The following is a 23,922-nucleotide window of genomic DNA, read 5'->3' as shown; positions in this document are numbered from 1 at the left end:
TAGCCGGGAGAACGACGGATAGGTCATGCACTTTGGCTATGACAGCCCCGGAGCTGGACTCCTTGCGCCTGCTGGTCCTCGTCGGCGAATTGGGCAGTATCGGTCAGGCCGCCGTCGCACTCGGGATGACGCGGCCGTCGGCGGGCAAACGACTGTCCTTTGTGGAACGAAGGCTGGGTCTGGTGCTGGTGGACCGGACCCGTCGCGGTTCCGCGCTCACCCCGGACGGCCGGGTGATCGCGAGCTGGGCGCGGCGCGTGCTCGCCGAACTCGACGGACTGCTCGATGGCGCCGAAGCCCTGCGGAACCGGCACGAGAACGGGCTCCGGATCGCGGCGAGCATGACGCCGGCCGAGCATCTGGTCCCACGCTGGATCGGGGAACTCAACCGCGCTCACCCCGGGCTCCACCTCGGCCTGGAGGTCACGAACTCGGATCGGGTCGCCGGACTTGCCCGCGAGGGCAAGGCCGACATCGGCTTCGTCGAATCACCGGGCCCCTTCACCGGGCTCACATCGCGGAAGGTCGCCGTGGACCATCTCGTGGTCGTGGTCGACCGCACCCATCCTTGGGCGCGCGAACGCCGTCCCCTGACCCCGGCGGAGCTGGCGGCGACGCCGCTCGTGGTGCGGGAACGCGGCTCCGGAACCAGGGAGACCGTCGACCTCGCGTTGCGCGTGGCCGGCGTGGGACCGGTGAAACCGTTGCTGGAACTGGGTTCCGCCTCCGCCGTCCGCAGCGCCGTGGTGGCGGGCGCTGGTCCCGCGGTGATCAGCGCCCTGGACGTCGCGGACCACGATCTCGTGCCCGTCGCGGTGAACGGTGTCGACTTCGGACGGGTGCTGCACGCGGTCTGGCCGGAGGGACGGCGCCTCACCGGTCCGGCGGCGGAACTGCTGGCCTTGGCCGGGCGACGCTCGTCCCGAGAGTGATCTGGACCCCTTTCCCACATCGTAACTGGCACTCGCCCCTGGCCCGACTTGTTCCTACGGTGACCGGAACCACAATGGAGCTCCCAGCGCCACCGCTCCGGCGGTGCGTGCGAGAAGGAGGAGACGTGACTTCAACGTCCGGTCCCGCACAGAGCAGCGGCCTGAAACCAGGGCTCAAACAGCGACATATGAACCTGATCGCCCTCGGCGGCGTCATCGGCGCCGGACTGTTCGTCGGCAGTGGCGTGGTCATTCAATCGGCGGGCCCGGCGGCGGTGGTCTCGTTCCTCATCGCCGGTCTGATCACCGTGCTCATCATGCGCATGCTCGCGGAGATGACGATCGCCAAACCCGCGCTCGGGTCGTTCTACGTCTACGCCAGGGAGGCGCTCGGCAACCGCGCGGGCTTCGCCGTCGGCTGGATGTACTGGTACTTCTTCGTCATCGTCGTGGCGGTCGAGGCCGTCGCGGGCGGCCGGATCCTGCAGCTGTGGGTACCCGACGTGCCACTGTGGGTGCTCAGTCTCGGCCTGCTGCTGATCCTCACCGGTACCAATATGGTCTCGGCGCGGTCCTACGGGGAGTTCGAGTACTGGTTCTCGTCGATCAAGGTCGTCGCGATCGTCGTCTTCCTGGTCGTCGGCGCCCTGTACCTGTTCGGTTTCTGGCCGGGTGCCAACGGCGGCCTGACGAATCTGGTGTCCCACGGCGGGTTCGCGCCACTCGGGATCGGCGCGGTACTCGCGGCGGTGGTGCCGTGCATCGGGTTCTACACCGGCGCGGAGATCGTCACCATCGCCGCCGCCGAATCCGCGGAGCCGCAGAAGGCGGTCGCGAAGGCCATGCGCTCGATCATCTTCCGCGTGGTGCTGTTCTACGTCGGTTCCGTGTTCCTCGTCGTCGCGATCAAGTCCTGGGACGATCCGGCGACGGCGGTCAGCCCGTACGCGGCGGTGCTGGAGGTGCTCGGCATCCCGGCCGTGGCGACGATCATGAACGCGATCGTCCTGACCGCGGTGCTCTCATGCCTGAACTCGGCCCTGTACACCTCGTCGCGGATGTTGTTCGCGCTGACCAGCAACGGCGACGCGCCGAAGGCGTTCACCCGCCTTTCCGGCAGCGGCGTGCCGAGGCGCGCGATCCTGGCCGGGACGGTCATCGGATACGTCTCCGTCATCGCCGCCTACACCTCGCCGGACCTGATCTTCCAGTTCCTGGTCAACTCCTACGGCGCCGTCGCGCTGTTCGTATACCTCTCGATCGCGCTCGCGCAGGTGCGGCTCCGCCGTCGGCTGGAGCGGGAGGATCCGGACAAGCTCACGCTCAAGATGTGGCTGTTCCCGTGGCTGAGCTACGCGACCATCGCCCTGATGGGCGGCGTGATCCTGGCGATGGCGCTGCTGCCGTCGACCCGCTCGCAGTTCTGGCTGAGCGCCGTGACGCTCGCGCTGATCCTCGTCGGGTTCGAAATCCGCAGGCGGCGCGGCAAGCCGGCGGTTCCGGCCGCGCCCGTCGATCCGGTCCCGGACGAACCCCAGCGTGCCCCGGCCACCGTCCGGGAGTGACCCTGGACGGGCTGAAAGCGTCCTTCGCCGCGTCTGATGCGGCGAAGGACGCTTTGTCATCGGCTCACGGTGATTTCCCTTGTCACACTTGAGAGTTTCTCGGGATTGCGGACGTGGTAAGCGCCGGTGACGTAGCCGTTTTCGACCCGCACCGCCAGCACACCGTCGATCTCGCCGCCGATCCGGATGAGCAGGCCGGGTCCGCCGTTGACCTGGACCGGTTCGACGGTCCGTTCCGCCCCGCGTTTCCACCACCCGACGGCCAGCAGCCGCGCCACTTCGTCCGCGCCGACGACCGGCCGCGGCAGGGCGTGTTTGATCCCGCCACCGTCGCTGAGGGCGACGACGTCCGGCGCGAGGATGTCGAGCAGCCCCTGCAGGTCGCCGGTTTCCACCGCGGCCTGGAACGCCTGGAGCGCGGCCCGGTGCTCGGCCGGGGAGCCGGTGCCGCGCGGTTTGCGCGCGGCGACGTGGGCCCGCGCCCGATGAGCGATCTGCCGTACGGCGGCGGGAGTCTTGTCGACGGCCTGGGCTATTTCGTCGTAGTCGACGGCGAAAACCTCTCGTAGCACGAAAACCGCCCGCTCGGTCGGCGCGAGGGTCTCCAGCACGAGCAGCATCGCCATCGAAACGCTCGCGGCCAGTTCGACGTCCTCGGCCACGTCCGGTGCGGTCAGCAGCGGTTCGGGCAGCCACGGCCCGACGTAGGACTCCTTGCGGCGGCCGAGCGTCCGCAGACGTTTGAGTGCCTGCCGCGTCGTGATCCGGACCAGGAACGCGCGCCGGTCCAGCACCGTGTCGAGTTCGACGCCCGACCAGCGCAGCCAGGTCTCCTGCAGGACGTCCTCGGCGTCGGTGGCCGAACCGAGCATCTCGTAGGCCACGGTGAACAGCAGATTGCGATGGGCCACGAACGTTTCGGTCGCCGGATCCAGGACGCCGGGTGTCTCGTGCTGTTCGCTCATCGCTGGTTTCCCCCGTTCGTGTTCGTCCCTACGATCCCGGCCGCCGCCGGTTTGTGACACCCGGGAGTGGTGGCCTGCGCCACACGGCGGACTTGTCACACCGGGCCTGCCGCCGGGATCTCTTGCTCGTCACCAAGCGACATACGAGTGAGGAAGTCCCGATCATGTCCACAACTTCGGCGAAGGGCCCGCGGTCGCGGATGCCCAATCCGCTCCCGTTCGTGCCCGAGCTGGCGGAAGTCGGCGCGGGCCTGCACAAGGTCATCAAGAACGGCACCATTCCCGCGACCACGGTCAGCCTGGTGCAACTGCGTGCCGGGCAACTGCTCGGCAGCACGTATTTCGTCGTCCGTGAAACGCGCGTTCTGCGAGAGCTCGGTGAATCCGAGGAGCGGATCACCTCCGTGGTCACCTGGCGCGACGCGACCTGCTTCACCGATGCCGAACGGGTCGCGCTGGAGCTGGGGGAAGCCGTGTTCACCGCCAACCCGTCGGGGGAGCGCGTTCCCGACCAGCTGTACACCAGGGCGTCCGCGCACTACGACGACAAGGCGCTCTGGACGCTCGTCATGGTCATCGCCCACATCGGGTTCTTCGCCCCCGCCGCGCTCATCGCGAAGCCGATCCCGGGGATGCCGCCCGGCCGCAACTACACCGACTGACCTTCCACCTTCACGAAAGGCCTGAAAAATGAGCAAGTTCGCAGTGGCGGGAGCGACCGGGCGGCTGGGACGCCACGTCGTCGACGTCCTCACCGAACGCGCGCACGAAGTCGTCCCGATGTCCCGGGCCACCGGCGTGGACATCATCACCGGCGAAGGGCTCGCCGAGGCGCTCACCGGGGTGGACGTCATCATCGACGTCGCCTCTTGGCACGCTTCCGACCAGGAGGCGGCGACGGAGTTCTTCCGTACCTCGGCCCGCAATCTGCACGAGGAAGGCAGGCGGGCCGGAGTCGGCCTGATCGCCGCGGCGTCCATCATCGGCGTCGACAACGCCACCACCGGGTTCCTCGCCGCCAAGAAGGAGCACGAGGAGTTCCTCTCGGCCGGGCCGCTGCCGGTCCGTCTTCTGCGGGCGGCTCAGTTCCACGAGTTCGTGCTTCAGCTGCTCGACTGGCGGCGGGACGACGTCGCTTATGTGCCCGCTGTGCCCACTCAGCTCGTGGCTTGCCGCGCCGTGGCCGAGGAGCTGGCCGATCTTGCGGCTGCTCCGGCCGCACCCGGAACTCCGATCCCCGAGATCGCCGGGCCACGCGAGGAGATCATGGCGGAGGCGGCTCGGCTCGCCGGTGACGCCCGGGGGATCAAGGTCGTCGGCATCGACGGGGCGAACGTGCCCGACGGCGAGATCGCCGCCAAGGGCGGGTTCCTGCCCGGCCCGCACGCCAAGCTGGCCGGCCCCACTTTCCAGGAGTGGCTCGAAACCGGCTCCTGACCTACTTACAGTATGTTCAGAACATGGTGAAAATGAGCGAGGTGCTCCGAAAGGACGGCTACGAGCTGCGGTACGGCGATCTGGCGGGGGAGCGGCGGCCCGTCGTCTTCACCCACGGCGCCGGGATGGATCACCGGATGTTCGACGCGCAGGCGCACGCCCTGCACGACGCCGGTCATCGGGTGATCAGCTGGGATCAACCCGCTCATGGGGAGTCGAGCCTCCTGCCGGGCACGCGGTTCAGCGCGGCTCTCGCGCTCGACTCCCTCCACTCGCTCCTCGACCACCTCGGGCTCGAGCGTCCGGTCCTGATCGGACACTCACTCGGCGGGAATCTCTCCCAAGCGCTCGTCCGCCGTTTCCCGGACCGCGCTTCGGGCCTCATCGTCGTGGATTCGACGTGGAACGAAGGCCCGCTGACCGCCGCCGAACGGCTTCTGCTGAAACTCGCCGCGCCCTCACTGGCGCTCATCCCCGCCGGGCGTTTGCCGGGACTCATGGCCCGCGCGTCCGCTGTGACCCCGGCGGGGATCGCCGAATGCGAGGCGACGTTCGCGCGGATGCCCAAACGCGTCTTCCTCGACGTCTGGCGGGCCACCGTGTCGCTCGTCGACCCGGAGCCGGGCTACCGCACGCCCGTTCCGCTCGCCCTCGTTCGCGGTGAAGACGACCGCACCGGCAACATCGCGACCGCGATGCCCCGCTGGGCGAAGGCCGAAGGCGTGGCCGAGCACGTCATCCCCGGCGCCGGGCACGTCGTCAGCGCGGACGCGGGGGAGGCGACCACCAAGATCATCGCGGCCATCGTCGAGGGCTGGAGTGCACCGGGTCCCGCGTGCCTCCCCTAGACTTCGGCGGTGATCGCATCATGGGGGCTCGATGGCGCGCTCGAAATCGGGATCGCCGCGTTCTGCGCGGGCGAAGAACCGCCGAGCGACGACGTGTTCTGGGAACGGCTGACCGGCGCGGGAGTGGAGCCGTGGCTGGCCGAGCGGCTGCTCGTCTTTTTGCCGATGGCCTACGTCCGGCGGTTGCTGCCGGACGTCACGTATCCGGACACCGTGCGCGACTCCCGCGGGCAGGTCTTCCTCGCGCAGGAGCCGGTCTTCGTGGCGGCGTACGAGCGTGCCCAGTACGCGACCCGTGCGGAATTCGAGCGGATCGCGTTCCGCAGCAGCACGTTCGCCGTGATCAACGAGGCGCTGAACGCCGGATCGCAGCTCGCGGACCTGGAACTCGGCGAACCCGTGTTGTTCAAGGATCTGGAACCGGTCGTCGAGGACGACGGCGGTGTGCCTTCACCGCAAGCGGTATTCGAGTCTTTGCTCAGCGAGCACGGCGTCCTGCTGGGCGATGACGCTCGTGTCGATACGAAACTCGTCGTGCACCCCACCTCGGAAGGCAAGGTGATGGCTCAGGTCGACTTCGCAGTGTCGCATCCCGCGCTGGCCGAGCCGTGGCTCGTCGAGAGCTTCGCCGGGTTCGGCACCACTTGGCGTGAAGCGATCGGCCAGGCGGTGAACAAGTTCAGCCTCGGGTCGTTGCATCCGATGGTCAACGGGTTGCTGTCGCCCGGCGCCGCGGCCGATCAGGTCGACCGCGAGCGGTACGACCATCCGGACGGTCCGTTCGAACTGGTGCTGGGTGCGCAGATCACCCTGTTCGCCGAGAACGTGCCTTCCGTCGAACCGTTGCTCGACCGGTTGCTGGAAGCGTTGCGCGCGGAGAAGCTCAGCCGGAAGGTGCACGGGCTCCGGTTGTTCGTCGCGCACAACGAGGGCGCGTTGCTGAACAACGAAGTCCTGCTGGACAGCCGACCGTGGTCCGGCGGTGAAGCGGTGGTGGCGGATCATCCGGCGCTGGTCGCCGAGGGGCGGGTCGCGACGCGGGTGTTCGGGCTGCTCGTGCCCATCGACGCCTAGTTCAGGTCGGCTCCACGGGTTTCGGCGCTGAGGAGCAGGGCGACGACGGTGACGGCGATCGTGCCCACGAGGTACAGCACGACCGCCGTGGGGCCCTGCTTTTCGGCCAGCCACACCGCGATGAGCGGCGCCGGCGCACCGGCGATGATCGAAGATCCTTGGAAGACCAGGGAAGCGCCGGCGAAACGGCGGCGCGTCGGGAAGAGTTCGGCGATCCAAGCCGCTTCCGGCCCGGCGAGGAGCCCGTGCAACGCCGCGCCGACGCCGACGCCGAGATAGAGCAAAGGCAGCGCGTCGGCCTGGACGATCGCGAAGAAGACCGGCGCCCAGACCGCGAGACCGAGCGCGGGGACCAGCATCGCGGTGCGCCGCCCGACGCGGTCGGACCAATGGCCGCCGGCGAGCATCCCCGCGAACTGCAGCAGCGACCCGATGGCGACGGCGAGGAGAACGTCGGCTTTGTCGTAGCCGAAAGTCTTTGTGGCATAAGCGACCACGAAGACGGTGTAGACGTAGAAGGCCACGTTTTCGCCCAGCCGCACGCCGAGACCGCGCAGGACGGGACCGGGGTGGGCGAGCGTTTCGAGGATGCTCGACCGCTCGCGGACGGTCTCCGCGGAAGCCGAGGCCCGTGCCTGCGCTTCCTGGAACACCGGGGATTCGTCGATGCGGCGCCGGATCCAGAAGCCGATGGCCAGGAGCGGGATCGCGAACAAGAACCCGACTCGCCAGCCCCACTGGTCGAAGGCGTTGTCGGGGAGGACCAAGGCGATCCCGCCGACCACGGCCGTGGCCAGCACCGTGCCCAGAGGCGCACCCGCCTGCGGCCACGCCGACCAGAACCCGCGCCGTTTCGGGCTCCCGTATTCGCTGACCATCAGCACCGCCGCGCCGAACTCGCCGCCGAGGGCGAATCCCTGGATCAGCCGCAGCACGACGAGCGAGATCGTCGCCCCGATCCCGACCTGCGAATAGGTGGGGAGCAGCCCGATCGCGGAGGTCGACAACCCGAGTAGCAGGAAAGTGGTCACCAGCATGGGTTTGCGCCCGAGGCGATCGCCGAGATGCCCGAAGACGATGCCGCCGATCGGGCGGGCGACGAAGCCGAGCCCCTGCGTCGCCAGCGCGAGCAGCAACTGGGCGAATCCGTTGCCACCAGGGAAGAACAGCGGGCCGAGCACGGTCGCCGCGAGGATCCCGTAGAGCGCGAAGTCGTACCACTCGAGCACGGCGCCCGCGGTACTGCCCGCCAGGACCCGCCGGAACGCCGACCGGCTGACACTCGAATCGGCCGTCGCGCGCGAGGCGGGCACGTTCGTCACTTTCGCTCCTCGTCTTCGGCCGATTCCGGCGAGGCGTCCGATAATCGGACAGCCTGAGACGCTATCCGGACACGTAGGAACATAGACCGCGTCGGCTGGATCGCGCAATCGCCGATGTCGAGATGGCCGGGCCGGCTCCGACTCTTCGATGAACGCGCCCGGATCGCGGCGCTACGGAGACGAAGGAGGCCTTGCGATGAGCAAGGTGGTGCTGGATGTGTCGATGTCGCTGGACGGTTTCACCGCCGGGCCGAACGTGCGGGCCGACGAGCCGATGGGGGACGGCGGCGAACGGCTGCACGAGTGGATGGCGGGCGAGGGAGCCGACGCCCGTGCCGTCGAGGAGGTGAACGCGATCGTCGGGGCCACCGTCATCGGGCGGCGCACCTTCGACCTCGGCCTGCGTCCGTGGGGCGGTACGCCGTGGCCCGGCGTGCCGAGTTTCGTGGTGACCCACCGGATCGAGGAAGACTTCCGCGGCGACAACGGCGGGACGTTCTCCTTCGACGGACTGGAGGCCGCGGTCCGGCGGGCCAAGGAAGCCGCGGGAGACAAGGACGTCCTGGTGATGGGCGCGGACGTCGCCGGGCAACTGCTCGGCGCGGGCCTGCTCGACGAGGTGCATCTCCACATCGCCCCGGTGCTGCTGGGGCAGGGGACCGGGCTGTTCGGCGGGCGCGCCGGCGAGTTGGTGCCGGAGGGTGAACCTGTCGCGGGGGTCGCGACTCACCTGCGATTTCGGGTCGCCGGACGTTGATGATCAGGTCCGTGAAGGCCTCCCCAAGTACGTGAAGGCCCCCTTCACTGCGTCTAGCGCAAGGAAGGGGGCCTTCACGTACAGCCGTCACCTCAGCGACCGCAGCGATCCACCCGTTCCCACGGCCAATCCGAGACGAGCCAGCGTGCGACGGCGTCGGCGAGCACGGCATCCAGCTCCGCTTTGTCGGCCCGGACCCAGGACTGCACCGTGACGTCCCAGTCCTCGGAGGCCGTGGGATACAGATAGACGCAACCGATGACGTCGCCGTCGGCCGGGCTGAGGACGGTGAACGTGAAGCCTTTGTGTCGCGCGAAGTCTTCGGCGTGGCGGCGCAGGTCGGCGAGGTTCTCGTCGAGGGTCATACCGTCGCGCGGCGGCCAGTCGCCGTCGGGATAGCCGGGAGTGGAGCGGATGTGCTCGATACTCGACGTCCAGGCGGCATGGTCGGCCGAATTGTGTTCCGGTCCCAAGGGTTCGAGGCGGAACTCGTCGGTGACGAGCGCGGTCGGCGGGACGAAACCGGCTGGTACGAAAGCATCCGCGGGCATGGTCGGGACCGTAGTGGCAGATCAGGCCGATCGCACTCGAGTTTCGCGCTTGCCGTCGTGCCGTGGGCGGGCCAGCATGATCGGGTGTCAGACGAGGGGATGGGGCGGCGCCTGCTCGACGCGGTCCGCGACGGCGAGGTGCTCGACCTGACCGGTGGCAGAAGGGTCGACCCGGCCGAGATGCCGTCGTGGGGAAGCAGCCGCACCGTCTCCGCGGCGCTGATCCGTGACCTGGTCCGGGGCCGCCGGGACGTCGAGGTGGACCCGCACGGGCTGCGGTTGCGCGGGGCGCGGATCACCGGCCGCCTCGATCTGGCGAACATCGCCGGCGAGAGGCGGGTCGAGCTGGTCGACTGCTTTCTCCCCGACGGCCTGGACCTGCGCGACGGCCGTCTGCCGGGGCTGGTGCTGGACCGGTCCCGCTTCGGGCATTCCGCGCAGGATCCGCCGGTGGACGCCGAAAGGTTCACCACTTCGGCGATGAAGATGAAGGGTGTGGTCGTGAACGCCCGCACTCCGGCCGGTGCGGTCCGGTTGCGCGGGGCCCATCTCGGGGTGCTGGAATGCGACGGGGCGCGGCTGGAGAACACGTCCGGGCCCGCCCTGCAGGCCGACCGGCTGCACGTCGATCACGGCGTGTTCCTGCGCGCCGGATTCCGGGCCACCGGCGCGGTCCAACTGGTCGACGCCCACGTCGGCTTGCTCGATTGCGGCGGTGCGTGGTTGGAGAACCCGGACGGGCCCGCCTTGTACGCCGACGGTCTGAAGGTCGACCGGGCCGTGTTCCTGCGCGCCGGGTTCCGGGCCACCGGCACCGAACCCGCCGTGATCCGGTTGAACGGGGCGTCGATCGAGGGCTCGCTGTGGTTGGACACCAGCGAGGTGACCCGGTCGGATCAGGCGTCGGGGGCTCTGATCGATATCGCCGAGACGACCTACGGAGACCTTCCGGAGCAGATCGGTTTGTCCCGGTGGCTGGAGCTGTTGCGTGCCCGTACGCCCGGCTACGCCGCCCAGCCCTATCAGCAGTTGGCCGCCGTCCACCGGGCGGCCGGCCACGACGCCGAAGTGCGGGGCATCCTGATGGCGCAACGGCGTGATCAGATCCGCCGCGGCGGACTTCGGTGGCACGACCGGATGTGGGCCCGGTTCACCGGGCTGGCCCTCGGCTTCGGCTATCAACCCTGGCGGGCACTGCTGCTGTTGTTCACCGTCCTCGCCGGTTCGGTCGTGCTGGCCCTCGTCCTCGGCGGGCAGGGCGGCCTGGCGCACACCGCGCGCGCGAGCGCACCGGCGACGCCATGCGCTGTCGTGGAACGGATCGGGGTGGGGCTGGATCTCGGGCTGCCACTGGTCAAGACGGGAGCGCGGGAGCTGTGCGCCCCCACCGGTACCGCCACCGGGCAGGCCCTCACCATCGCGGGCTGGGCCCTGCAGCTGGCGGCGTGGGCGTCGGCGACCCTGTTCATCGCGGGTTTCACCGGCGCCGTCCGGAAGACCTGACGGCTACCTCTCGAAAACGAGGTCGAAATCCTTGCGCCAGGTGGATCCCTGATCCTCGGACGCCTCCCAGCGGCCCGTGATCCGATCCGGCTCGACCTCCGCGACGAACCGTTGGAACATGTCGGGGTCTTCCCGGCTCAGGCTCCAGTTCGTTTCGTCGAAGGTCATGGCGAAGACCCGGCACACACCTCGTTCGTCGTGGTACAGAGCCGTATACGCGTCGCGGGTGTCGCTGCGACCGAGAACCAGGACCATCTCGCTCGCGGCTTGCCCGTCCTCGCAGTCCATCGTCCAGCGAAGGACCACGAACGCCTCACCGAGCCACTCGATCGTCGCCGAACCCGGTACCTTTCGATCGGCCGGTTCCAGGAACCACGCGTCGCTCAGCGTCGTTCGCCACGATCCCACCAGGACGTCCAGCCGTTCCATGGCTTCGTTGCGCATCGCTGCCTCCTGATGTGGCCCGGTGATCCGCCAGCGTAGGCGCAACGCCCGACGAAGTCAGTTTCTTGCCGCTCAGGTTCGGCGACGGTCGTAGTCGTCGAAGGCCTCCGCCACGGCGCCGTCCAGGATCATGGCCAGCGCGTAGGAAATGGTCCAGATCCATTCGTCGAGACGGGCAGCGTCCGCGGCGCTGATCAGCCCGTTCTGGCCCAGCATGCCATCGGGTGCGACACCCCAAGCCCGCGCGAAATGACACATTCCGACCACGGCCGAGACCACCTCGCGGGGAACGAAGTCGGCCTGTAGTGGTTCGGCGAGAGCCCGCAACGCCGACATCACTTCGTGGTAGTTCTCCTCGCGCAAGCCGGAGAAGGGACGCAATGACCCGATGAAACCCGTCCGCCAGCGCGGATCGTCCACATCCGGGTGTGTGCATGAGTGGAACAGGAGGGCTTCGCGGGCATCGGCGGGGGTCATGAAGCGACGCTAGCGCGAAGGTACGACAACCAATTAGTAAGCATGTGCGTATCATACGCGTGGCGCAGCCATTTCGGACTGAAGCGACGTGAGGAGCGAGCATGATCAGAGGTAAGTGGATGCCCGGCCATGCCGCGGACTTCTCCGGAGACGTGCTGGTCAGCGTCACCGCGTTGACGCTCGACGACTTCCGGAGCACCCCGGGTGCCTACCGGGCGGGCTACGTGCTCAGCCGCGAGTGGCCCCGGCTGCCCGGCGCGGTCGGCCAATGGCTGTGGGTGGAACCGTCGCGCTGGCGGCTGGGATCGGTTTCGGTGTGGCGCGACCACGAGGGCTTGCGTGGGTTCGTCGGATTGCCGGCCCACGTGGCGATCATGCGGAAGTACCGCGACCTCGGCACCACCCGCGCCACCACCTGGCGCACCGCCGGCCTCGATTCGCGGGCCATCTGGCGAAAAGCGGAGCAGTGGCTGAGGGAGAAGTGAGGCCACGAACCGCCGCCGGGAACGGTGCCCCGGCGGCGGTTTCACGGTCACAACGAGGACGAGCAAACCCGTAGCGGTCCGACACGAGCACCGGCCGGGAAGTTCGTCGCGGCGAAGTTCCAACCGCCGAACGCGTTCGCGGTCGCCTCGGGGTTGTTGGACGACGGAGGGCCATAACCCGCGTCGACCATGATCCAGCCCGACCAGGTCACCCCGCCGTCGAACGAGGAGTTGCGCGTGATGGGGCGGAACTGCGCGGGAGCCTCGTCACCGCGGGCGAACACGACCAGTTCGCCCGAACTCGTCGCGGCCGCGCCCGGTTCGGACACCGCGCCGCCCCGTGGCGCCCCGAGGTCGAACCACGAGCCCCAGGACGAGCCGTTGTAGCTGATCCCCGCGACCCGCGAGTTGGTCGTCCGCACGAACACGTCGACCAGTCCCGGCCCCCGCGAGACGGCGATCGGGTCGACGGCGAACCTGCCGCCGAGCCCGACCCAGTTGCTCCAGCCGGCCCCGACCCGTTCCAGGTAGTACAGGTCGTTCGCCTGGCCCCTGGTGACGACCGCGACATGGCCCGGCCGCGAGGAGACCCCGATCGGGCTGGACGTCAGCACGCCGCCGAGGCTGGTGTGCGGGCCCCACACGCCGTTCACGTATTCGCGGTACCACAGTTGTTTGTTGGAGCCTCGATAGAAGACGATGAGATGCCCCGGTCCGGCCGAAACCGCGTGCGGATTCCAAGTGATGACCCCGCCGAGGTTCTGCCAGCCGGACGCCACGCCGTTCTCGAACTGCATGAAGTACAGCGCGTCGTCGGCGCCGCGGACGAACACCGCCGAATGCCCCGGGCCCCAGGAAACGGCGCCCGGCTCGGAACGGGACACGCCTCCGAGGTTCTGGGCGGTGATCACTCCGTTCGTGCGGGGGTCCACCTGAGTGCGGAAGACGTTGCCGGACGAGCTGACCTGGAAGATGTCCAGCGGCCCGTTCGGCATCGAGGCCAGACCTGGATCGATGTTGCCGCCCCGGCTGAGTTCGGCGCACCCGACGGCGGCGCTCGCCATCGCCGGGCACAGCATGGTGGCGGCCACTACGGCGACCATCGCGGAAAGCTTCCTCAATGCGCGCAAGTTCCCTCCCTGCGTCGAAGACATCGAGCAGGAATCCTGACCGGCGACACGACACGGGACTGTTGTGAACATGTTGTGGCGGCCGCCGGAACCGTCAGGTGCCGCGGCATATCGTCAGCCGGACGGTCACGTCTTCGACAGCGGCGCGGCCCGGTCGGCCAGCGGGCCACCGGCGTGCAGAAGGGTCTCCAGGGAGCGGAGCGGCTCGGGAAGGACGGTGTACCAGCTCCAGGTGCCGCGTCGTTCCCGATCGAGGATGCCTGCCGCGACCAGAACGCGGAGATGATGACTCAGTGACGGCTGCGGCATGTCGAACTCTTCGGCGAGATCGCAGAAGCAGGCCTCGCCGCCGGGTGAATGACGGACCAGCGACAGCAGCCTGATCCGGATCGGATCCGAGAGGGCCTTGAACAACTTCGCCGCCTGCTCGGCCTCGTCCTGGGCGATGACCGCCGCGGGCTCGGCCATCAGAAGGGTGATGGGCACCGGCTTCCGGCCGCGCCCGTGCTCCGTCGCCATGTGTCCTCCTCGGTCGGAGTGACCTTCGACGGCGAGCGTACCCGGTGGATTGACAAATATCGATGCAAGTCCTTGAATCTGGATTCGTGGACTTCGATCCAGTCGAACGCCGAGAGGACTCCGCCGATGACCCGCACACCCGAGGTGTTGTTCGTCTGCGTGCACAACGCCGGTCGTTCACAGATGGCCGCGGCGTTGCTGCAGCACTACTCGCTCGGCCGGATCACTGTCCGGTCCGCTGGTTCGGAGCCCGCCGCGATGGTGAACCCGGCCGCGGCCGCGGCGCTCGCGGAGTGGGGCTTGGACATCACCGCCGAGGTGCCGAGCAAGCTGTCCACCGAGGACGTCGAGGCATCCGACGTGGTGATCACCATGGGCTGTGGGGACACCTGTCCGGTGTTCCCCGGAAAGCGGTACCTGGACTGGCCCCTTGAAGACCCGGCGGGGCAGGGCGCGGACGCCGTCCGTCCGATCCGGGACGAGATCGACCGCCGCGTCCGCGGCCTGGTCGCCGAAATCCTCGACGCCTGACCGACTTCCCGGAGCCAGGAGGCCCCAACGTGACGCTTGCCGCCGACGAACCCGACGTCCTGCGCAATCTGTCCTTTCTGGACCGTTATCTGCCGGCTTGGATCATCATCGCGATGGGTGCCGGGCTGCTGCTGGGCAGCGTGATCCCCGGTCTGCGGGAAGTGCTGGACGCGGTGAAGATCGGGCAGGTGTCGCTGCCGATCGCGCTCGGGCTGTTGCTGATGATGTACCCGGTCCTGGCGAAGGTCCGCTACGACCGGCTCGGCGCGGTGACCAAGGACCGGCGCACGATGGTGCTTTCCTTGGTGCTGAACTGGATTCTCGGCCCGGCGCTGATGTTCGCGCTCGCCTGGCTGATGCTGCCGGACCTACCCGAGTATCGGACCGGCCTGATCATCGTCGGTCTCGCCCGGTGCATCGCGATGGTGATCATCTGGAACGACCTCGCCTGCGGTGATCGCGAGGCCGCGGCGGTGCTGGTCGCGGTGAACTCGGTCTTCCAGGTGCTGATGTTCGGGGTGCTCGGCTGGTTCTACCTGGACCTGCTGCCCGGCTGGCTCGGTCTGGACACCTCGAGCGTCGACTTCTCACCGTGGGAAATCGCGCTCAGCGTCGTCGTTTTCCTCGGCATCCCGCTCGCCGCGGGCTATCTGTCCCGCCGCGCGGGGGAGCGGAACAAGGGCCGTGAGTGGTACGAGGGCACGTTCCTGCCGAAGATCGGCCCGGTCGCGTTGTACGGCCTGTTGTTCACCATCGTGATCCTGTTCGCCCTGCAAGGGGAGACCATCACGTCCCGGCCTCTCGACGTCGCCCGGATCGCCTTGCCGCTGCTTGCCTACTTCGCCGTCATGTGGACCAGCGGATATCTGCTGGGCAAGGCGTCCGGGCTGTCCTACGAACGCACCACGACACTGGCGTTCACCGCCGCGGGCAACAACTTCGAACTCGCGATCGCCGTCGCCATCGGCGTTTTCGGCGTGACGTCGGGTCAGGCGCTCGCCGGGGTCGTCGGACCGCTGATCGAGGTCCCGGTGCTGGTCGCCCTGGTGTACGTGAGTCTCCGGCTGCGGAAACGCTGGACCACGAAAGCGCCGGTGGAGTGATCGGAACCGCGCGGGCGAGGGTCACGACCGTGTCAGGACCTCCGTCTCCGGCGTGACGCAGCATCCACCGGACGCCGCGTCGTCAGGCTCGTCGAACAGCCCGGCGCCGCCGCATACGCCGGTTTCGGCCATGTGCAATTCGATGCGCGTCGCCGCTTCGTGGTCACCGGCGAGTTCGGCGGCGATGCTGCGGACCTGTTCGTAACCGGTCATGGCGAGGAAAGTCGGCGCTCGGCCGTAGCTCTTCATCCCGGCCAGGTAGAAGTCCTTCTCCGGGTGGGCGAGTTCCTTCGCGCCGTGCGGGTAGACGGTTCCGCAGGAATGCACGTTCGGATCGATCAGCGGCGCGAGGGCGACCGGCGCCTGCAGGGTCGGGTCCAGCTCCAGCCGGAGCTCCGACAACCAGGTCAGGTCCGGCCGGAACCCGGACAGCGTCACCACTTCGTCGACGTGCTCGATCCGCTGGCCCGCGGAGGAGATCAGCGCGAGCCTCCCCGCGTCGTCGCGTTCGAGCGCTTCTGTGCGGAATCCGGTCACGACGTCGATCAGCCCGGACTTCACGGCCTCCTGAGCCCGCAGGCCGAGCGCTCCCCGCGCCGGGAGCTGGTCGGCATCGCCACCGCCGAAGGTGTTGCCGACCGACCCGCGGCGCAACACCCAGCTGATCCGCGTACCGGGCGCGTCTTTCGCGAGCCCGGACAACGCGACCAGCGCGGTCAGCGCCGAGTGTCCGCTCCCCGCGACCACCACGTGTCCGCCCGCGTACCGGTTCCGCACCGCCGGGTCGCCCAGATCCGGCACGCGGTAGGCGATCCGGTCCGCCGCCGCTCGTTCGCCGATGGCGGGAAGTCCTTCCCCGCCAAGGGGATTCGGCGTCGACCAGGTCCCCGAAGCGTCGATGACCGCCCGTGCCGCGATCCGCTCTTCCGAGCCGTCCCCGGCGAGGACATGCACGGTGAACGGCTCCGTGTCGCGGCCGCCGTCCACGACGCGATCCCGGCCTCGCCGCGCGACACCGACCACCTCGGCATCGAACCGCACCCGATGGCCGAGCGCCGTCGCCAGGGGTCGCAGATAACGCTCGGCCCACTCCGAGCCCGTCGGATACGCCTCGCCATCGGGTCGCGTCCAGCCGGTGCCCTCCAGTAACCGCCCGGCCGCCGGAGCGACGAGCTCGGACCAGGCCGAGAACAACCGCACGTGATTCCACTCGGCCACTCCCGCGCCCGCCCCCGCGCCGCGTTCCAGCACCAGTGGCTCGAAACCCCGCTCCACCAGCTCGGCGGCCGCCGCCAACCCCACCGGTCCCGCGCCGATCACCACGACAGGCAGCTCGTTCATCCCCATGCACCTTTCATCGATCTGTCTCGATTGAAGCGATGCGGGGACTGTATCGACCGCAATCGATTGACGCAACCATCGATTCCGGTCGATACTGGGCGGCATGACCACGGTTGAGCCCGTCCTCCTGCCCGAGCATGAAGCCACGACTTACGCCGGCTGGTTCGCCTGTCTCGCCGAGCCCATGCGGGTCAAACTCCTGCACGCGGTCGCGACCTCGCCGCGTGGCCTGACCGTCGGCGCGCTCACGGAGATCCTCGGAACCAGCCAGTCGACGTGCTCCCACCACGTCCGAAAACTGGCCGAGGTCGGCTTCCTGCACCTGCGCAAGGAAGGCACGGCCACGGTCGTGACCATCAACCAGGCCTGCTGCAGCGGGCTGCCGCACGCCGCCGACGCCGTGATGGGCCTGCTCGCCCCGCGTCCGTGCTGTCCGGAGAACCTGCCGGAAGACGTCGTCGTCCGCGCGCTGCGCGACGGCGACCGGGACTCGGTCCGCCGGATCCATGGTGAAGGAATCGCCACCTTCAAAGCCGAGGTTCCCAGTCGCGAAACCTTTGGCCACCGATGGGTCGCCGAGATCGGCGGCGAGGTCGTCGGCTGGGCGGTCGCAGTTCCGGTTTCGGAACGCGAGTGCTATCGGGGAGTCGCCGAGACATCCGTCCTCGTCGCTGAAAGCCACCGTGGCCGCGGCGTGGGTAAAGCCTTGATGCACAAGCAAGTCACGGAAGCCGACGCGGCCGGGCTCTGGACGCTGCAGACCTCGGTCTTCACCGATGACCGCGCCTCCATCGCCCTGCATCAGAGTGCCGGTTATCGCACCGTCGGCATCCGCGAGCGCATCGTCCGACGCGACGGCGCTTGGCAGGACGCCGTCTTCCTGGAACGCCGCGGCCCGGTCACCGCCTAGAGTGGGTTCATGAGTGACCCGGAGCAGCTGGCCCGTGCGTTGCGGACCACGGCCAGGAACGCCGCGACCACCGCCCTGCGCGAGGGGCTCGAAGACATCGAAGAGCGCCACGGCCGGCGTGTCGCCGACGACGTCGCCGGCCTGATCGACGTCGACGGCGTGTTCACCGGGCTGCGGGAAACCGAGATCCCGCGGCGAAGCGATGACGACGAGCCGTGGGAGTTCAAACGGGAGTCCTTGACCTGAGCGGGGTCACTTTTCCCAGGTGTAGCTCAGGGCCGGTGGGACGTCGGTCGTCTTGGTGACGGTGAGGTTCTGGTCGGGGTGCGCGGCGGCCCACCGGGTCATCTCGTCGTAGAGCTGGTCGCGCAGGCCTGCGTCCCGCACCTCGATCGTGGCGCGCTGGGCCAGTTGGCTCGGATCGACGTTCGGGTCGGTGCGGATCCCCAGGTTCCAGAAGTGCTTCTTGTCGCTGCCGTCGGCGCCTTGGCCGTCGTTGGTGAAGTAGACCTCGTCGGTGGTCTTGTCGTAGATCGTCTGGGTCACCTTGATCTGGTCGTCGCCCTGGGCGGCGTTGAAGTAGCCGGACGGGTCCGAGGAGCCCGGTTCGCGGGTGTAGAACCCGACTTCGCCGCCGAACGCGCCGCCGAATCCGTAACCGCCCTTCCACAGCTCCAGCCGGTATTGCTTTCCGGTCTTCGGGTCGGTGAACTCCATGTTGTCGCCGTCGTCGCCGGTCTTGTCGAGGTTCGCGCCGATGAGCTTTTCGAGCTTGTCGTACAAGTCGTGCCAGCCGAGGAAACTCTGTACCGAGTGTTCGCCGGTGGTGTAGTAGTCGCCGTCCGCGACGTATTTGAAGCCGAGGTAGTCGTAGATCTTCTGCGCGATCTCGCGGTTCTGCAGGAGCAGTTCCCAGTTACCGGTCAGCAGGGCGGCCTTGAGTCTCGGATCGTTCTTCACCAGCTCGGCGAAACCCGGGATCTCACGCAGCATGATCGCGGCGATCTCGGCGAGGTTCCGCTTTCCCGAACCCGCGAGTTCCCATACCTGGCCCGTCTTGTTCCGCAGTTTCAGGCCTTCGGCGAGCAGGACCGCGTCGTAACCGAGGATGACCCTCTCCAAGTCGGCGAGCACGACGAGTGCCCGCGCTTTGATCGCCTTGTCCTGTGCCCAGGCGAAGACGATGTTGCCCTTTCCGTGCGAAAGGTCGTTCCAGACGCCGTCCAGCTTCTGCCGCAGGGATTCGGCGTCCGCGAGGTGACTGCGGGCGTCGCCCTGTGCCTTGGCCAGCGCGTCGCGGACCACCTCGAACGACTTCGCGGACTCTTCGAGATCTTGGGCCTGGTCGTCACGGTTCTTCTTGAAGTCCGCGAGCGAGGCGAGCGCCGACTCACCGGCTCCGCCTTGCCATCCTTCGGCCAGCTGAACGCGGACTGCTTCGACCAGCGATTTGGCGTCCAGCACGGCTTCCTTGGTGGTCCGGCACGCCCGCGCCCGGTCGTCGAGGTCGGTCGTGCTGCCTTTGGCGACCTGGTCGTGGAGCCGGCGGATCTTGTCGAAGACCGAGCTCACCGGTCGATCCCCGCGAAGCCCTTGTCCAGCGCCTTCAGGAAAGTGTCGCGCGCGGCCGACTCTGTGCCGTCGTAGCTCTTCGCGGCGGCCTGGATGGCTTCGACCAGGCTGGTGACCTGCTGCTGCGAGGCCACCAAATCCTCCTGCCGGGTCGACAGCCAGACGTCGTAGTCTCCCGCGAACCCGGCGGCCCGATGGGTGGCACCGACGTTCGGCGCGCCGCCGGGGGCGAGCGCCGGCGGCTTCCCCGCGGCGAGCTTGCCCGCCGCGCTGCTGATGTCCGCGACATCGACCTCGAAACCCACAGCACGCCCTCCCCGACCGTGTGACACTTCGCCTAGGCAATGTAACACCCAACTTCTGGTTTGGTGCCCTGTTCACGCTTTTGGTCGCATGGAGGCGCCCGCTCGACGACGCGCGCGGGGGCAGTGGCGTCCGGATGGGTGACCGCACTGCTCTGAACGTGGAGTGTGCGGGTGGCGAATCGGCGTGTCGTGTGATCACGTATTCCTCCATTGGAGTGCTTTCGGTGATCGATCCACGAAATCGGGTCTTGCAGGCGCTAACGTCGATTTCCGTTCGGGGGCGTGGGGATTTCGAAATTTGTACATTTCATGGGTGATCGTTGGATATCCGGAAATTCGTATCAGTCGGCCATGAGGAGAATCATCATGACACTCAAGGGAATTCTCGTCCGAATCGCGGCGGCCGCCGCGACCACGGCATTGGCGTTCACCGCGGCACCCGGCATCGCCACCGCGGCGACGCAGGCCGAGTCGCTGTTCTGGATCAGGTTCGCGGCAGGTGTCCAGCGCTGCCTGGATTCCAATTCGGCGGGCAGCGTGTACACGCATGTTTGTCAGGATGGGAACAATCACCAGAAGTGGAACAACTACGCTCCCGGAAAGTTCAAGAACAAGGCGTCCGGACTATGTCTCGCCGCGGGAACGTCATCGGTTTTCGCCGGGTCCTGTGAGGCCAATGCCAGCGACTGGCGGACGTCGTCCACGACGAACAAGTACTTCACCAACGTGTCGACCGGGCTCTGCCTGCACAACAGCGGCGGCCAGGCGGAGGCCGTCGGGCTCCGGGTCTGCCGTGCGGGAACGGCGCTGTGGACCGTGACGAAGCTGCGGAGCTGATTCGAAGCCGCGGAGCGGGTTTTCGACTCGGCGAAAAGGTGTTGTCGTCCCCCGGGGACGACGGGATCTTGGTGTCGAGGAACGCCACGTGCCGCGGGCTGCCTGAGACGGCCAGGTCAGGCAGCACCTTCGAGCCGGTACGGGTACCGCTCAGAGGGGAAGGTCCATGTACATCCGCAGTACTACTCGTATCGGCAAGGTGGCCGCGATGGCCGCCGTCGTGGCGATCACCGTCGCCGGCGTGGCCGGTGGGCTCGCCGAAGGGGTGTCGGCAGCCGTGATCTCCGAGAACAAGGCGACCGCGGTCTTCGATGTTCCGGGCCGAAACAACATCGCCCCACATCTGGAGTCTTTGATCAAGTCGGCCAAGCGCGGTTCGACGATCAAATACGCCGCCTATCTCTTCTCGCACAAGGGGATCGCCGACGCGCTGATCAACGCTCACGAGAACAACGACGTGACAGTTCAGATTTTGGTCAGTGGCAAGGCGCCGGACGAGGCGAAGCAGCAGGTGAGCGCCGTTCAGGATGCGCTGAAGGGCGGTGGCGACGAATCCTGGATAAAGATCTGCGAAGGAGGCGCGCGCAAGAACTCGTGTCAGGGTACGAACGCGATGCACAACAAGTTCCTGTTGATCGACGATCAGGAAGGCACCGCGCCGGTGGTCTCCACCGGATCGGCGAACCTGCTCGGCACCTCCGGTGGGAGCGGGAGTGGGGTCGCCGCTCCGTCGGACGGATATTACGACAGCTGGTACACCGACGTCGGGAACCGGGGATTGTATTCCCGTTATGAGAAGTACTTCGCCGACCTCGAGAATATGAAGCAGTCCGAGAACTACTATGCCGAGAATGGTGGCCCGACGGCTACGGGAAACGTCAAGAGCTACTTCTATCCGCGCTCGGGCGATGGTCGGCCGATAACCATGCTCGAAGAGCTCGGCAAGACCGATTGCACGAAGGGGGGCGACATCCGGGTCGGACACTTCTCCCTCAAGCGTCCCGAGGTTCTCGACAAGCTGATCGAGAAGGCGCGAGATGGGTGCGGTACCGCGATCGTCGTCACGAGGATCGACAAGTCCGACTGTCAGAAGGTGGCGAGGGCGCTCAAGTACGGGAAGCTGAGCCTGCGAGTCTTCCACCCGGACAATCCGTGGTACATGCACAACAAAGACGTGCTCATCGACGGGGAGTACGAGGGGTCCAGGAAGAAGGTCGTGTTCGCGGGCAGCAACAACCTCAACTCGCTGTCCGAATACAGCAACGACGAGAACCTTCTCCGGATCACGGACGATCGTATCTTCGCCGAGTACCGGGCGAACTGGGAATTCATCAAGAATGTGACGAGTCAAGAAGGCAAGGGGGTCCATATTCGCGGTGTAGCCGACTGCGACAAGATCGGTTGACCGGATCTCCGACGCAAACGTCTCCCCGACGCCATACGGTCGGCGCCGGGGAGAACTATACGGATTTCGCGTCCGGGTCAGGTCAATACCGGACGGCCGAGCGGCAGTGGCTTGCCGCCGGTCGCGGTGGACACCGCGCCGGCGAACAGGTACACGCCGACCGCGGTGAACGCGAACACGGCGTAGCCGCCCGCCGTGGTGGCCGCCGTGGAGCCGCCGACGGTGCCGTACAGCACCAGCGCGAGCGCGATGTCGACCAACACGAACAGGACCGTGAACGCGGCGGGCAGCCGCAGTGTGGTCAGGGTCAGCAGGACGATCGTGACCAGCCAGGCGATCAGGAACAGGCCTTGCGTCGCGACCGCCGCGTCGGGGGTGATGCCGAACCAGCCGTGGATCAGGCCGAGTACCAGCGCCGCGTAACTGAGCCAGAACCCGGCGAAGATCCCGAACACCGCGGCGACGGCGTTTTCGCCCAGCGCGGCGGCCCATACGGCGGCGACCAGCTGGCCGATACCGGTGGCGGGCAGGATGATCGCGATCGAGGCGCCGACCGCGGCGGCCGGCACGTAGCCGGTCAGCACCAGGCCGAGCGCGGTCGCACCGACGATGAAGGTGGGGACGCCGATCAGGGCGGGGTCGCCCGTGGGCGCGGATCGGGCGGGGGCTTCGGTGGCAACGGCAGTGGTCATCGTGTACTCCTCGTCGAGCTGCGAATGATCCTTGATTTCGCCGGTCCACCGGCTCGCGCACGGCCGGTGGACCGGCGCCCCCATCACCTGGTCCTGGGCCACATCCTCGACAGCTCAGGGTGGTCGTCGTCGAGCAGGCGATGCGCCAGCGCGATCGCCTCCTTCGGATCGATCTGGTCGTAAGCCGGATCCCCGTGCGCGACACTCTCGAAGACGTCCGCTAGCTGGTTCGCCGCGGCGGGGGACAACGTGGTGTCCTGGCTGCATTCCGCGTAGCGCAACCTAAGCACGCCGGCGGCCTGCAGCATCAAGGAGCAATAGGTGTCGTGGCGGGCATTGGTCTTCTGGCCTTCCACGCCGACTCCTTCCTAGCGGGTGGCGCGTTGTTTGAGTTCTTTGGCTGCGGTGGCGGGGTCGGTGGCGTTGTAGATGGCGCCTCCGGCGACGGCGACTTTCGCGCCTGCCTCACGGACGGAGGCGATGGTGTCGATCTTGATGCCGCCGGCGATGGAGAACGGCACTCCCGCTTCCCTGCCGTCGCGCAGCAACTGCTCGATCGTGTAGCCGGGACGGGCCTGTTCGTCCAGACCGGCGTGGATCTCCACGAACGACACCCCGAGTTTCGCGACCTCCCGGATCCGGGACACCCGCCCGTCCACCACGGTGATCATGTCCGCCACCACCTGCTTGCCGTACTTCTTCCCGGCGGCGACCGCACCCCGCACCGTGTCGTCGTCCGCGGCGCCCATCACCGTCACCAGATCCGCGCCCGCCTCGAACGCCAGCGTCGCCTCCAGCTCACCCGCGTCCGCCGTCTTCAGATCCACGAACACCAGCTTGTCCGGGAACGCCGCCTTGATCGCCGACACCGCACCGATCCCCGCCGACTTCACCAACGGAGTCCCCAGCTCCAAAATGTCCACATGCCCGGCCACCTGATTCGCCAACGTCAACGCCGACGGCAGATCCAGCACATCCAACGCAACCTGCAACTCCACAACAACACTCCTCACCACAACGAAAACCAGAACCCCACCACCATCACCACCCCAACACCAACCGGCAACACCCCACCACATCCGAAAACACAATCCCCCGATACACACAACGAATAACCACACCGTTCCCCGGGAGCGCGGCTCCGCCGGTCCCGTCCATGGCCGCGGCGATCCGCTCGTGGCGGCGGGGTCGCCGTTCGTCAGAGATTCGGCGCCGGT

The 23,922-nt window shown here is 67.8% G+C and carries 28 protein-coding genes; 15 read left to right on the top strand and 13 right to left on the bottom strand.

The genetic code is table 11. The features are described 5' to 3' along the window. Positions 1–38: 38 nt before the first annotated feature. Together AMK34_RS08130 and AMK34_RS08125 are read left to right on the top strand one after the other, a co-directional pair. Positions 39–932 carry a LysR family transcriptional regulator gene (locus tag AMK34_RS08130; protein ID WP_038512238.1) on the top strand — a complete coding sequence of 298 codons (894 nt, stop codon included), beginning with the start codon at positions 39–41 and terminating at the stop codon, positions 930–932. Positions 933–1,120: 188 nt separating this feature from the next. Then, positions 1,121–2,497 (top strand): amino acid permease, encoded by a 1,377-nt coding sequence (locus tag AMK34_RS08125; protein ID WP_038512240.1) that lies wholly within the window; start codon positions 1,121–1,123, stop codon positions 2,495–2,497. Between the two features lie 56 nt (positions 2,498–2,553). Here AMK34_RS08125 and AMK34_RS08120 read toward each other — a convergent pair whose 3' ends face one another. Next, positions 2,554–3,462, bottom strand: a complete 909-nt coding sequence (locus tag AMK34_RS08120; RefSeq protein ID WP_073844045.1) for an RNA polymerase sigma-70 factor — start codon at positions 3,460–3,462, stop codon at positions 2,554–2,556. Positions 3,463–3,626: 164 nt separating this feature from the next. On the opposite strand from AMK34_RS08120, the gene AMK34_RS08115 reads away from it, so the two are divergent. The 4 genes from AMK34_RS08115 to AMK34_RS08100 are packed head-to-tail and all read left to right on the top strand — an operon-like array spanning position 3,627 to position 6,821. Next, positions 3,627–4,124 (top strand): carboxymuconolactone decarboxylase family protein, encoded by a 498-nt coding sequence (locus tag AMK34_RS08115; RefSeq protein WP_073844043.1) that lies wholly within the window; start codon positions 3,627–3,629, stop codon positions 4,122–4,124. Positions 4,125–4,152: 28 nt separating this feature from the next. Further along, positions 4,153–4,899: an SDR family oxidoreductase gene (locus AMK34_RS08110; protein ID WP_073844041.1), complete on the top strand. Its 747-nt coding sequence runs from the start codon at positions 4,153–4,155 to the stop codon at positions 4,897–4,899. Positions 4,900–4,922: 23 nt separating this feature from the next. Then, complete coding sequence (locus tag AMK34_RS08105; protein ID WP_073844039.1) at positions 4,923–5,747, top strand: alpha/beta fold hydrolase; 825 nt, start codon at positions 4,923–4,925, stop codon at positions 5,745–5,747. 9 nt (positions 5,748–5,756) lie between these two features. Then, on the top strand, positions 5,757–6,821 hold the full coding sequence (locus tag AMK34_RS08100) for a DUF6348 family protein (protein ID WP_073844037.1): 1,065 nt from the start codon (positions 5,757–5,759) through the stop codon (positions 6,819–6,821). Here AMK34_RS08100 and AMK34_RS08095 read toward each other — a convergent pair. Then, on the bottom strand, positions 6,818–8,143 hold the full coding sequence (locus tag AMK34_RS08095) for an MFS transporter (protein ID WP_073844035.1): 1,326 nt from the start codon (positions 8,141–8,143) through the stop codon (positions 6,818–6,820). The genes AMK34_RS08100 and AMK34_RS08095 overlap by 4 nt on opposite strands. A gap of 196 nt (positions 8,144–8,339) precedes the next feature. Between AMK34_RS08095 and AMK34_RS08090 the strand changes: the two genes are divergently transcribed. Beyond that, positions 8,340–8,900 (top strand): dihydrofolate reductase family protein, encoded by a 561-nt coding sequence (locus tag AMK34_RS08090; protein ID WP_073844034.1) that lies wholly within the window; start codon positions 8,340–8,342, stop codon positions 8,898–8,900. A gap of 92 nt (positions 8,901–8,992) precedes the next feature. On the opposite strand, the gene AMK34_RS08085 is transcribed toward AMK34_RS08090, so the two are convergent. Continuing rightward, positions 8,993–9,451 (bottom strand): GNAT family N-acetyltransferase, encoded by a 459-nt coding sequence (locus AMK34_RS08085; protein ID WP_073844033.1) that lies wholly within the window; start codon positions 9,449–9,451, stop codon positions 8,993–8,995. 84 nt (positions 9,452–9,535) lie between these two features. Between AMK34_RS08085 and AMK34_RS08080 the strand changes: the two genes are divergently transcribed. Further along, positions 9,536–10,954, top strand: a complete 1,419-nt coding sequence (locus tag AMK34_RS08080; protein ID WP_143202355.1) for a hypothetical protein — start codon at positions 9,536–9,538, stop codon at positions 10,952–10,954. A 3-nt stretch (positions 10,955–10,957) separates the two neighbouring features. Here AMK34_RS08080 and AMK34_RS08075 read toward each other — a convergent pair whose 3' ends face one another. Next, the gene (locus AMK34_RS08075; RefSeq protein WP_073844030.1) at positions 10,958–11,398 is read right to left on the bottom strand and encodes a hypothetical protein; all 441 of its coding nucleotides are present in this window, start codon (positions 11,396–11,398) and stop codon (positions 10,958–10,960) included. A 72-nt stretch (positions 11,399–11,470) separates the two neighbouring features. Beyond that, positions 11,471–11,875 carry a hypothetical protein gene (locus tag AMK34_RS08070; protein WP_038512257.1) on the bottom strand — a complete coding sequence of 135 codons (405 nt, stop codon included), beginning with the start codon at positions 11,873–11,875 and terminating at the stop codon, positions 11,471–11,473. Between the two features lie 101 nt (positions 11,876–11,976). Between AMK34_RS08070 and AMK34_RS08065 the strand changes: the two genes are divergently transcribed. Then, the gene (locus tag AMK34_RS08065) at positions 11,977–12,360 is read left to right on the top strand and encodes a hypothetical protein (RefSeq protein WP_073844028.1); all 384 of its coding nucleotides are present in this window, start codon (positions 11,977–11,979) and stop codon (positions 12,358–12,360) included. A 47-nt stretch (positions 12,361–12,407) separates the two neighbouring features. Here AMK34_RS08065 and AMK34_RS08060 read toward each other — a convergent pair whose 3' ends face one another. Then, positions 12,408–13,490, bottom strand: a complete 1,083-nt coding sequence (locus AMK34_RS08060; protein ID WP_143202354.1) for a hypothetical protein — start codon at positions 13,488–13,490, stop codon at positions 12,408–12,410. Between the two features lie 126 nt (positions 13,491–13,616). Continuing rightward, entirely contained in the window at positions 13,617–14,009 is a 393-nt protein-coding gene (locus AMK34_RS08055) for an ArsR/SmtB family transcription factor (protein ID WP_174492024.1), read from the bottom strand. Between the two features lie 126 nt (positions 14,010–14,135). Here AMK34_RS08055 and AMK34_RS08050 point away from each other — a divergent pair, with 126 nt between their 5' ends. Further along, positions 14,136–14,540 (top strand): arsenate-mycothiol transferase ArsC, encoded by a 405-nt coding sequence (locus AMK34_RS08050; protein ID WP_073844678.1) that lies wholly within the window; start codon positions 14,136–14,138, stop codon positions 14,538–14,540. A gap of 29 nt (positions 14,541–14,569) precedes the next feature. After that, entirely contained in the window at positions 14,570–15,643 is a 1,074-nt protein-coding gene (arsB, locus tag AMK34_RS08045) for an ACR3 family arsenite efflux transporter (RefSeq protein ID WP_073844024.1), read from the top strand. Between the two features lie 21 nt (positions 15,644–15,664). On the opposite strand, the gene AMK34_RS08040 is transcribed toward arsB, so the two are convergent. After that, complete coding sequence (locus AMK34_RS08040) at positions 15,665–16,984, bottom strand: NAD(P)-binding domain-containing protein (RefSeq protein WP_073844022.1); 1,320 nt, start codon at positions 16,982–16,984, stop codon at positions 15,665–15,667. A 103-nt stretch (positions 16,985–17,087) separates the two neighbouring features. Between AMK34_RS08040 and AMK34_RS08035 the strand changes: the two genes are divergently transcribed. Then, positions 17,088–17,894 (top strand): helix-turn-helix domain-containing GNAT family N-acetyltransferase, encoded by an 807-nt coding sequence (locus tag AMK34_RS08035; RefSeq protein WP_073844020.1) that lies wholly within the window; start codon positions 17,088–17,090, stop codon positions 17,892–17,894. Positions 17,895–17,903: 9 nt separating this feature from the next. Beyond that, positions 17,904–18,140 carry a hypothetical protein gene (locus tag AMK34_RS08030; protein WP_073844018.1) on the top strand — a complete coding sequence of 79 codons (237 nt, stop codon included), beginning with the start codon at positions 17,904–17,906 and terminating at the stop codon, positions 18,138–18,140. 6 nt (positions 18,141–18,146) lie between these two features. Here the strand turns inward: AMK34_RS08030 and AMK34_RS08025 are convergent, their stop codons facing one another. Continuing rightward, positions 18,147–19,466, bottom strand: coding sequence for a DUF4474 domain-containing protein (locus AMK34_RS08025; RefSeq protein ID WP_073844016.1), 1,320 nt, complete (start codon positions 19,464–19,466; stop codon positions 18,147–18,149). Next, positions 19,463–19,771, bottom strand: coding sequence for a hypothetical protein (locus AMK34_RS42960; RefSeq protein WP_038512270.1), 309 nt, complete (start codon positions 19,769–19,771; stop codon positions 19,463–19,465). The genes AMK34_RS08025 and AMK34_RS42960 overlap by 4 nt, the downstream gene beginning before the upstream one ends. Before the next feature lie 366 nt (positions 19,772–20,137). Between AMK34_RS42960 and AMK34_RS08015 the strand changes: the two genes are divergently transcribed. Both AMK34_RS08015 and AMK34_RS08010 read left to right on the top strand, forming a co-directional pair. Continuing rightward, complete coding sequence (locus AMK34_RS08015) at positions 20,138–20,608, top strand: RICIN domain-containing protein (RefSeq protein ID WP_073844014.1); 471 nt, start codon at positions 20,138–20,140, stop codon at positions 20,606–20,608. 166 nt (positions 20,609–20,774) lie between these two features. Then, complete coding sequence (locus AMK34_RS08010) at positions 20,775–22,013, top strand: phospholipase D-like domain-containing protein (RefSeq protein WP_073844012.1); 1,239 nt, start codon at positions 20,775–20,777, stop codon at positions 22,011–22,013. Between the two features lie 77 nt (positions 22,014–22,090). Here AMK34_RS08010 and AMK34_RS08005 read toward each other — a convergent pair whose 3' ends face one another. The 3 genes from AMK34_RS08005 to hxlA form a co-directional block, all read right to left on the bottom strand. Then, entirely contained in the window at positions 22,091–22,705 is a 615-nt protein-coding gene (locus tag AMK34_RS08005) for a GPR1/FUN34/YaaH family transporter (RefSeq protein WP_073844676.1), read from the bottom strand. A gap of 83 nt (positions 22,706–22,788) precedes the next feature. Next, positions 22,789–23,061 (bottom strand): hypothetical protein, encoded by a 273-nt coding sequence (locus AMK34_RS08000; protein WP_073844010.1) that lies wholly within the window; start codon positions 23,059–23,061, stop codon positions 22,789–22,791. Between the two features lie 12 nt (positions 23,062–23,073). Then, entirely contained in the window at positions 23,074–23,703 is a 630-nt protein-coding gene (hxlA, locus tag AMK34_RS07995) for a 3-hexulose-6-phosphate synthase (protein WP_073844008.1), read from the bottom strand. Positions 23,704–23,922 lie beyond the last annotated feature (219 nt).

This window comes from Amycolatopsis sp. CB00013, from assembly GCF_001905755.1.
In the GTDB taxonomy this organism is placed as follows: Bacteria; Actinomycetota; Actinomycetes; order Mycobacteriales; family Pseudonocardiaceae; genus Amycolatopsis; species Amycolatopsis japonica.
This window is presented reverse-complemented; position numbering and strand designations above follow the sequence as displayed.

Coding starts and splice junctions, on each gene's coding strand:
- AMK34_RS08065 (WP_073844028.1), top strand. CDS start 11,977: ATGATCAGAGGTAAGTGGATGCCCGGCCATGCCGCGGACTTCTCCGGA.
- AMK34_RS08110 (WP_073844041.1), top strand. CDS start 4,153: ATGAGCAAGTTCGCAGTGGCGGGAGCGACCGGGCGGCTGGGACGCCAC.
- AMK34_RS08130 (WP_038512238.1), top strand. CDS start 39: ATGACAGCCCCGGAGCTGGACTCCTTGCGCCTGCTGGTCCTCGTCGGC.
- AMK34_RS08090 (WP_073844034.1), top strand. CDS start 8,340: ATGAGCAAGGTGGTGCTGGATGTGTCGATGTCGCTGGACGGTTTCACC.
- AMK34_RS08005 (WP_073844676.1), bottom strand. CDS start 22,705: ATGACCACTGCCGTTGCCACCGAAGCCCCCGCCCGATCCGCGCCCACG.
- AMK34_RS08035 (WP_073844020.1), top strand. CDS start 17,088: ATGACCACGGTTGAGCCCGTCCTCCTGCCCGAGCATGAAGCCACGACT.
- AMK34_RS08055 (WP_174492024.1), bottom strand. CDS start 14,009: ATGGCGACGGAGCACGGGCGCGGCCGGAAGCCGGTGCCCATCACCCTT.
- AMK34_RS08040 (WP_073844022.1), bottom strand. CDS start 16,984: ATGAACGAGCTGCCTGTCGTGGTGATCGGCGCGGGACCGGTGGGGTTG.
- AMK34_RS08050 (WP_073844678.1), top strand. CDS start 14,136: ATGACCCGCACACCCGAGGTGTTGTTCGTCTGCGTGCACAACGCCGGT.
- AMK34_RS08075 (WP_073844030.1), bottom strand. CDS start 11,398: ATGCGCAACGAAGCCATGGAACGGCTGGACGTCCTGGTGGGATCGTGG.
- AMK34_RS08115 (WP_073844043.1), top strand. CDS start 3,627: ATGTCCACAACTTCGGCGAAGGGCCCGCGGTCGCGGATGCCCAATCCG.
- AMK34_RS08085 (WP_073844033.1), bottom strand. CDS start 9,451: ATGCCCGCGGATGCTTTCGTACCAGCCGGTTTCGTCCCGCCGACCGCG.
- AMK34_RS08120 (WP_073844045.1), bottom strand. CDS start 3,462: ATGAGCGAACAGCACGAGACACCCGGCGTCCTGGATCCGGCGACCGAA.
- AMK34_RS08125 (WP_038512240.1), top strand. CDS start 1,121: ATGAACCTGATCGCCCTCGGCGGCGTCATCGGCGCCGGACTGTTCGTC.
- AMK34_RS08010 (WP_073844012.1), top strand. CDS start 20,775: ATGTACATCCGCAGTACTACTCGTATCGGCAAGGTGGCCGCGATGGCC.
- AMK34_RS08030 (WP_073844018.1), top strand. CDS start 17,904: ATGAGTGACCCGGAGCAGCTGGCCCGTGCGTTGCGGACCACGGCCAGG.
- AMK34_RS08105 (WP_073844039.1), top strand. CDS start 4,923: ATGGTGAAAATGAGCGAGGTGCTCCGAAAGGACGGCTACGAGCTGCGG.
- AMK34_RS08070 (WP_038512257.1), bottom strand. CDS start 11,875: ATGACCCCCGCCGATGCCCGCGAAGCCCTCCTGTTCCACTCATGCACA.
- AMK34_RS08015 (WP_073844014.1), top strand. CDS start 20,138: ATGACACTCAAGGGAATTCTCGTCCGAATCGCGGCGGCCGCCGCGACC.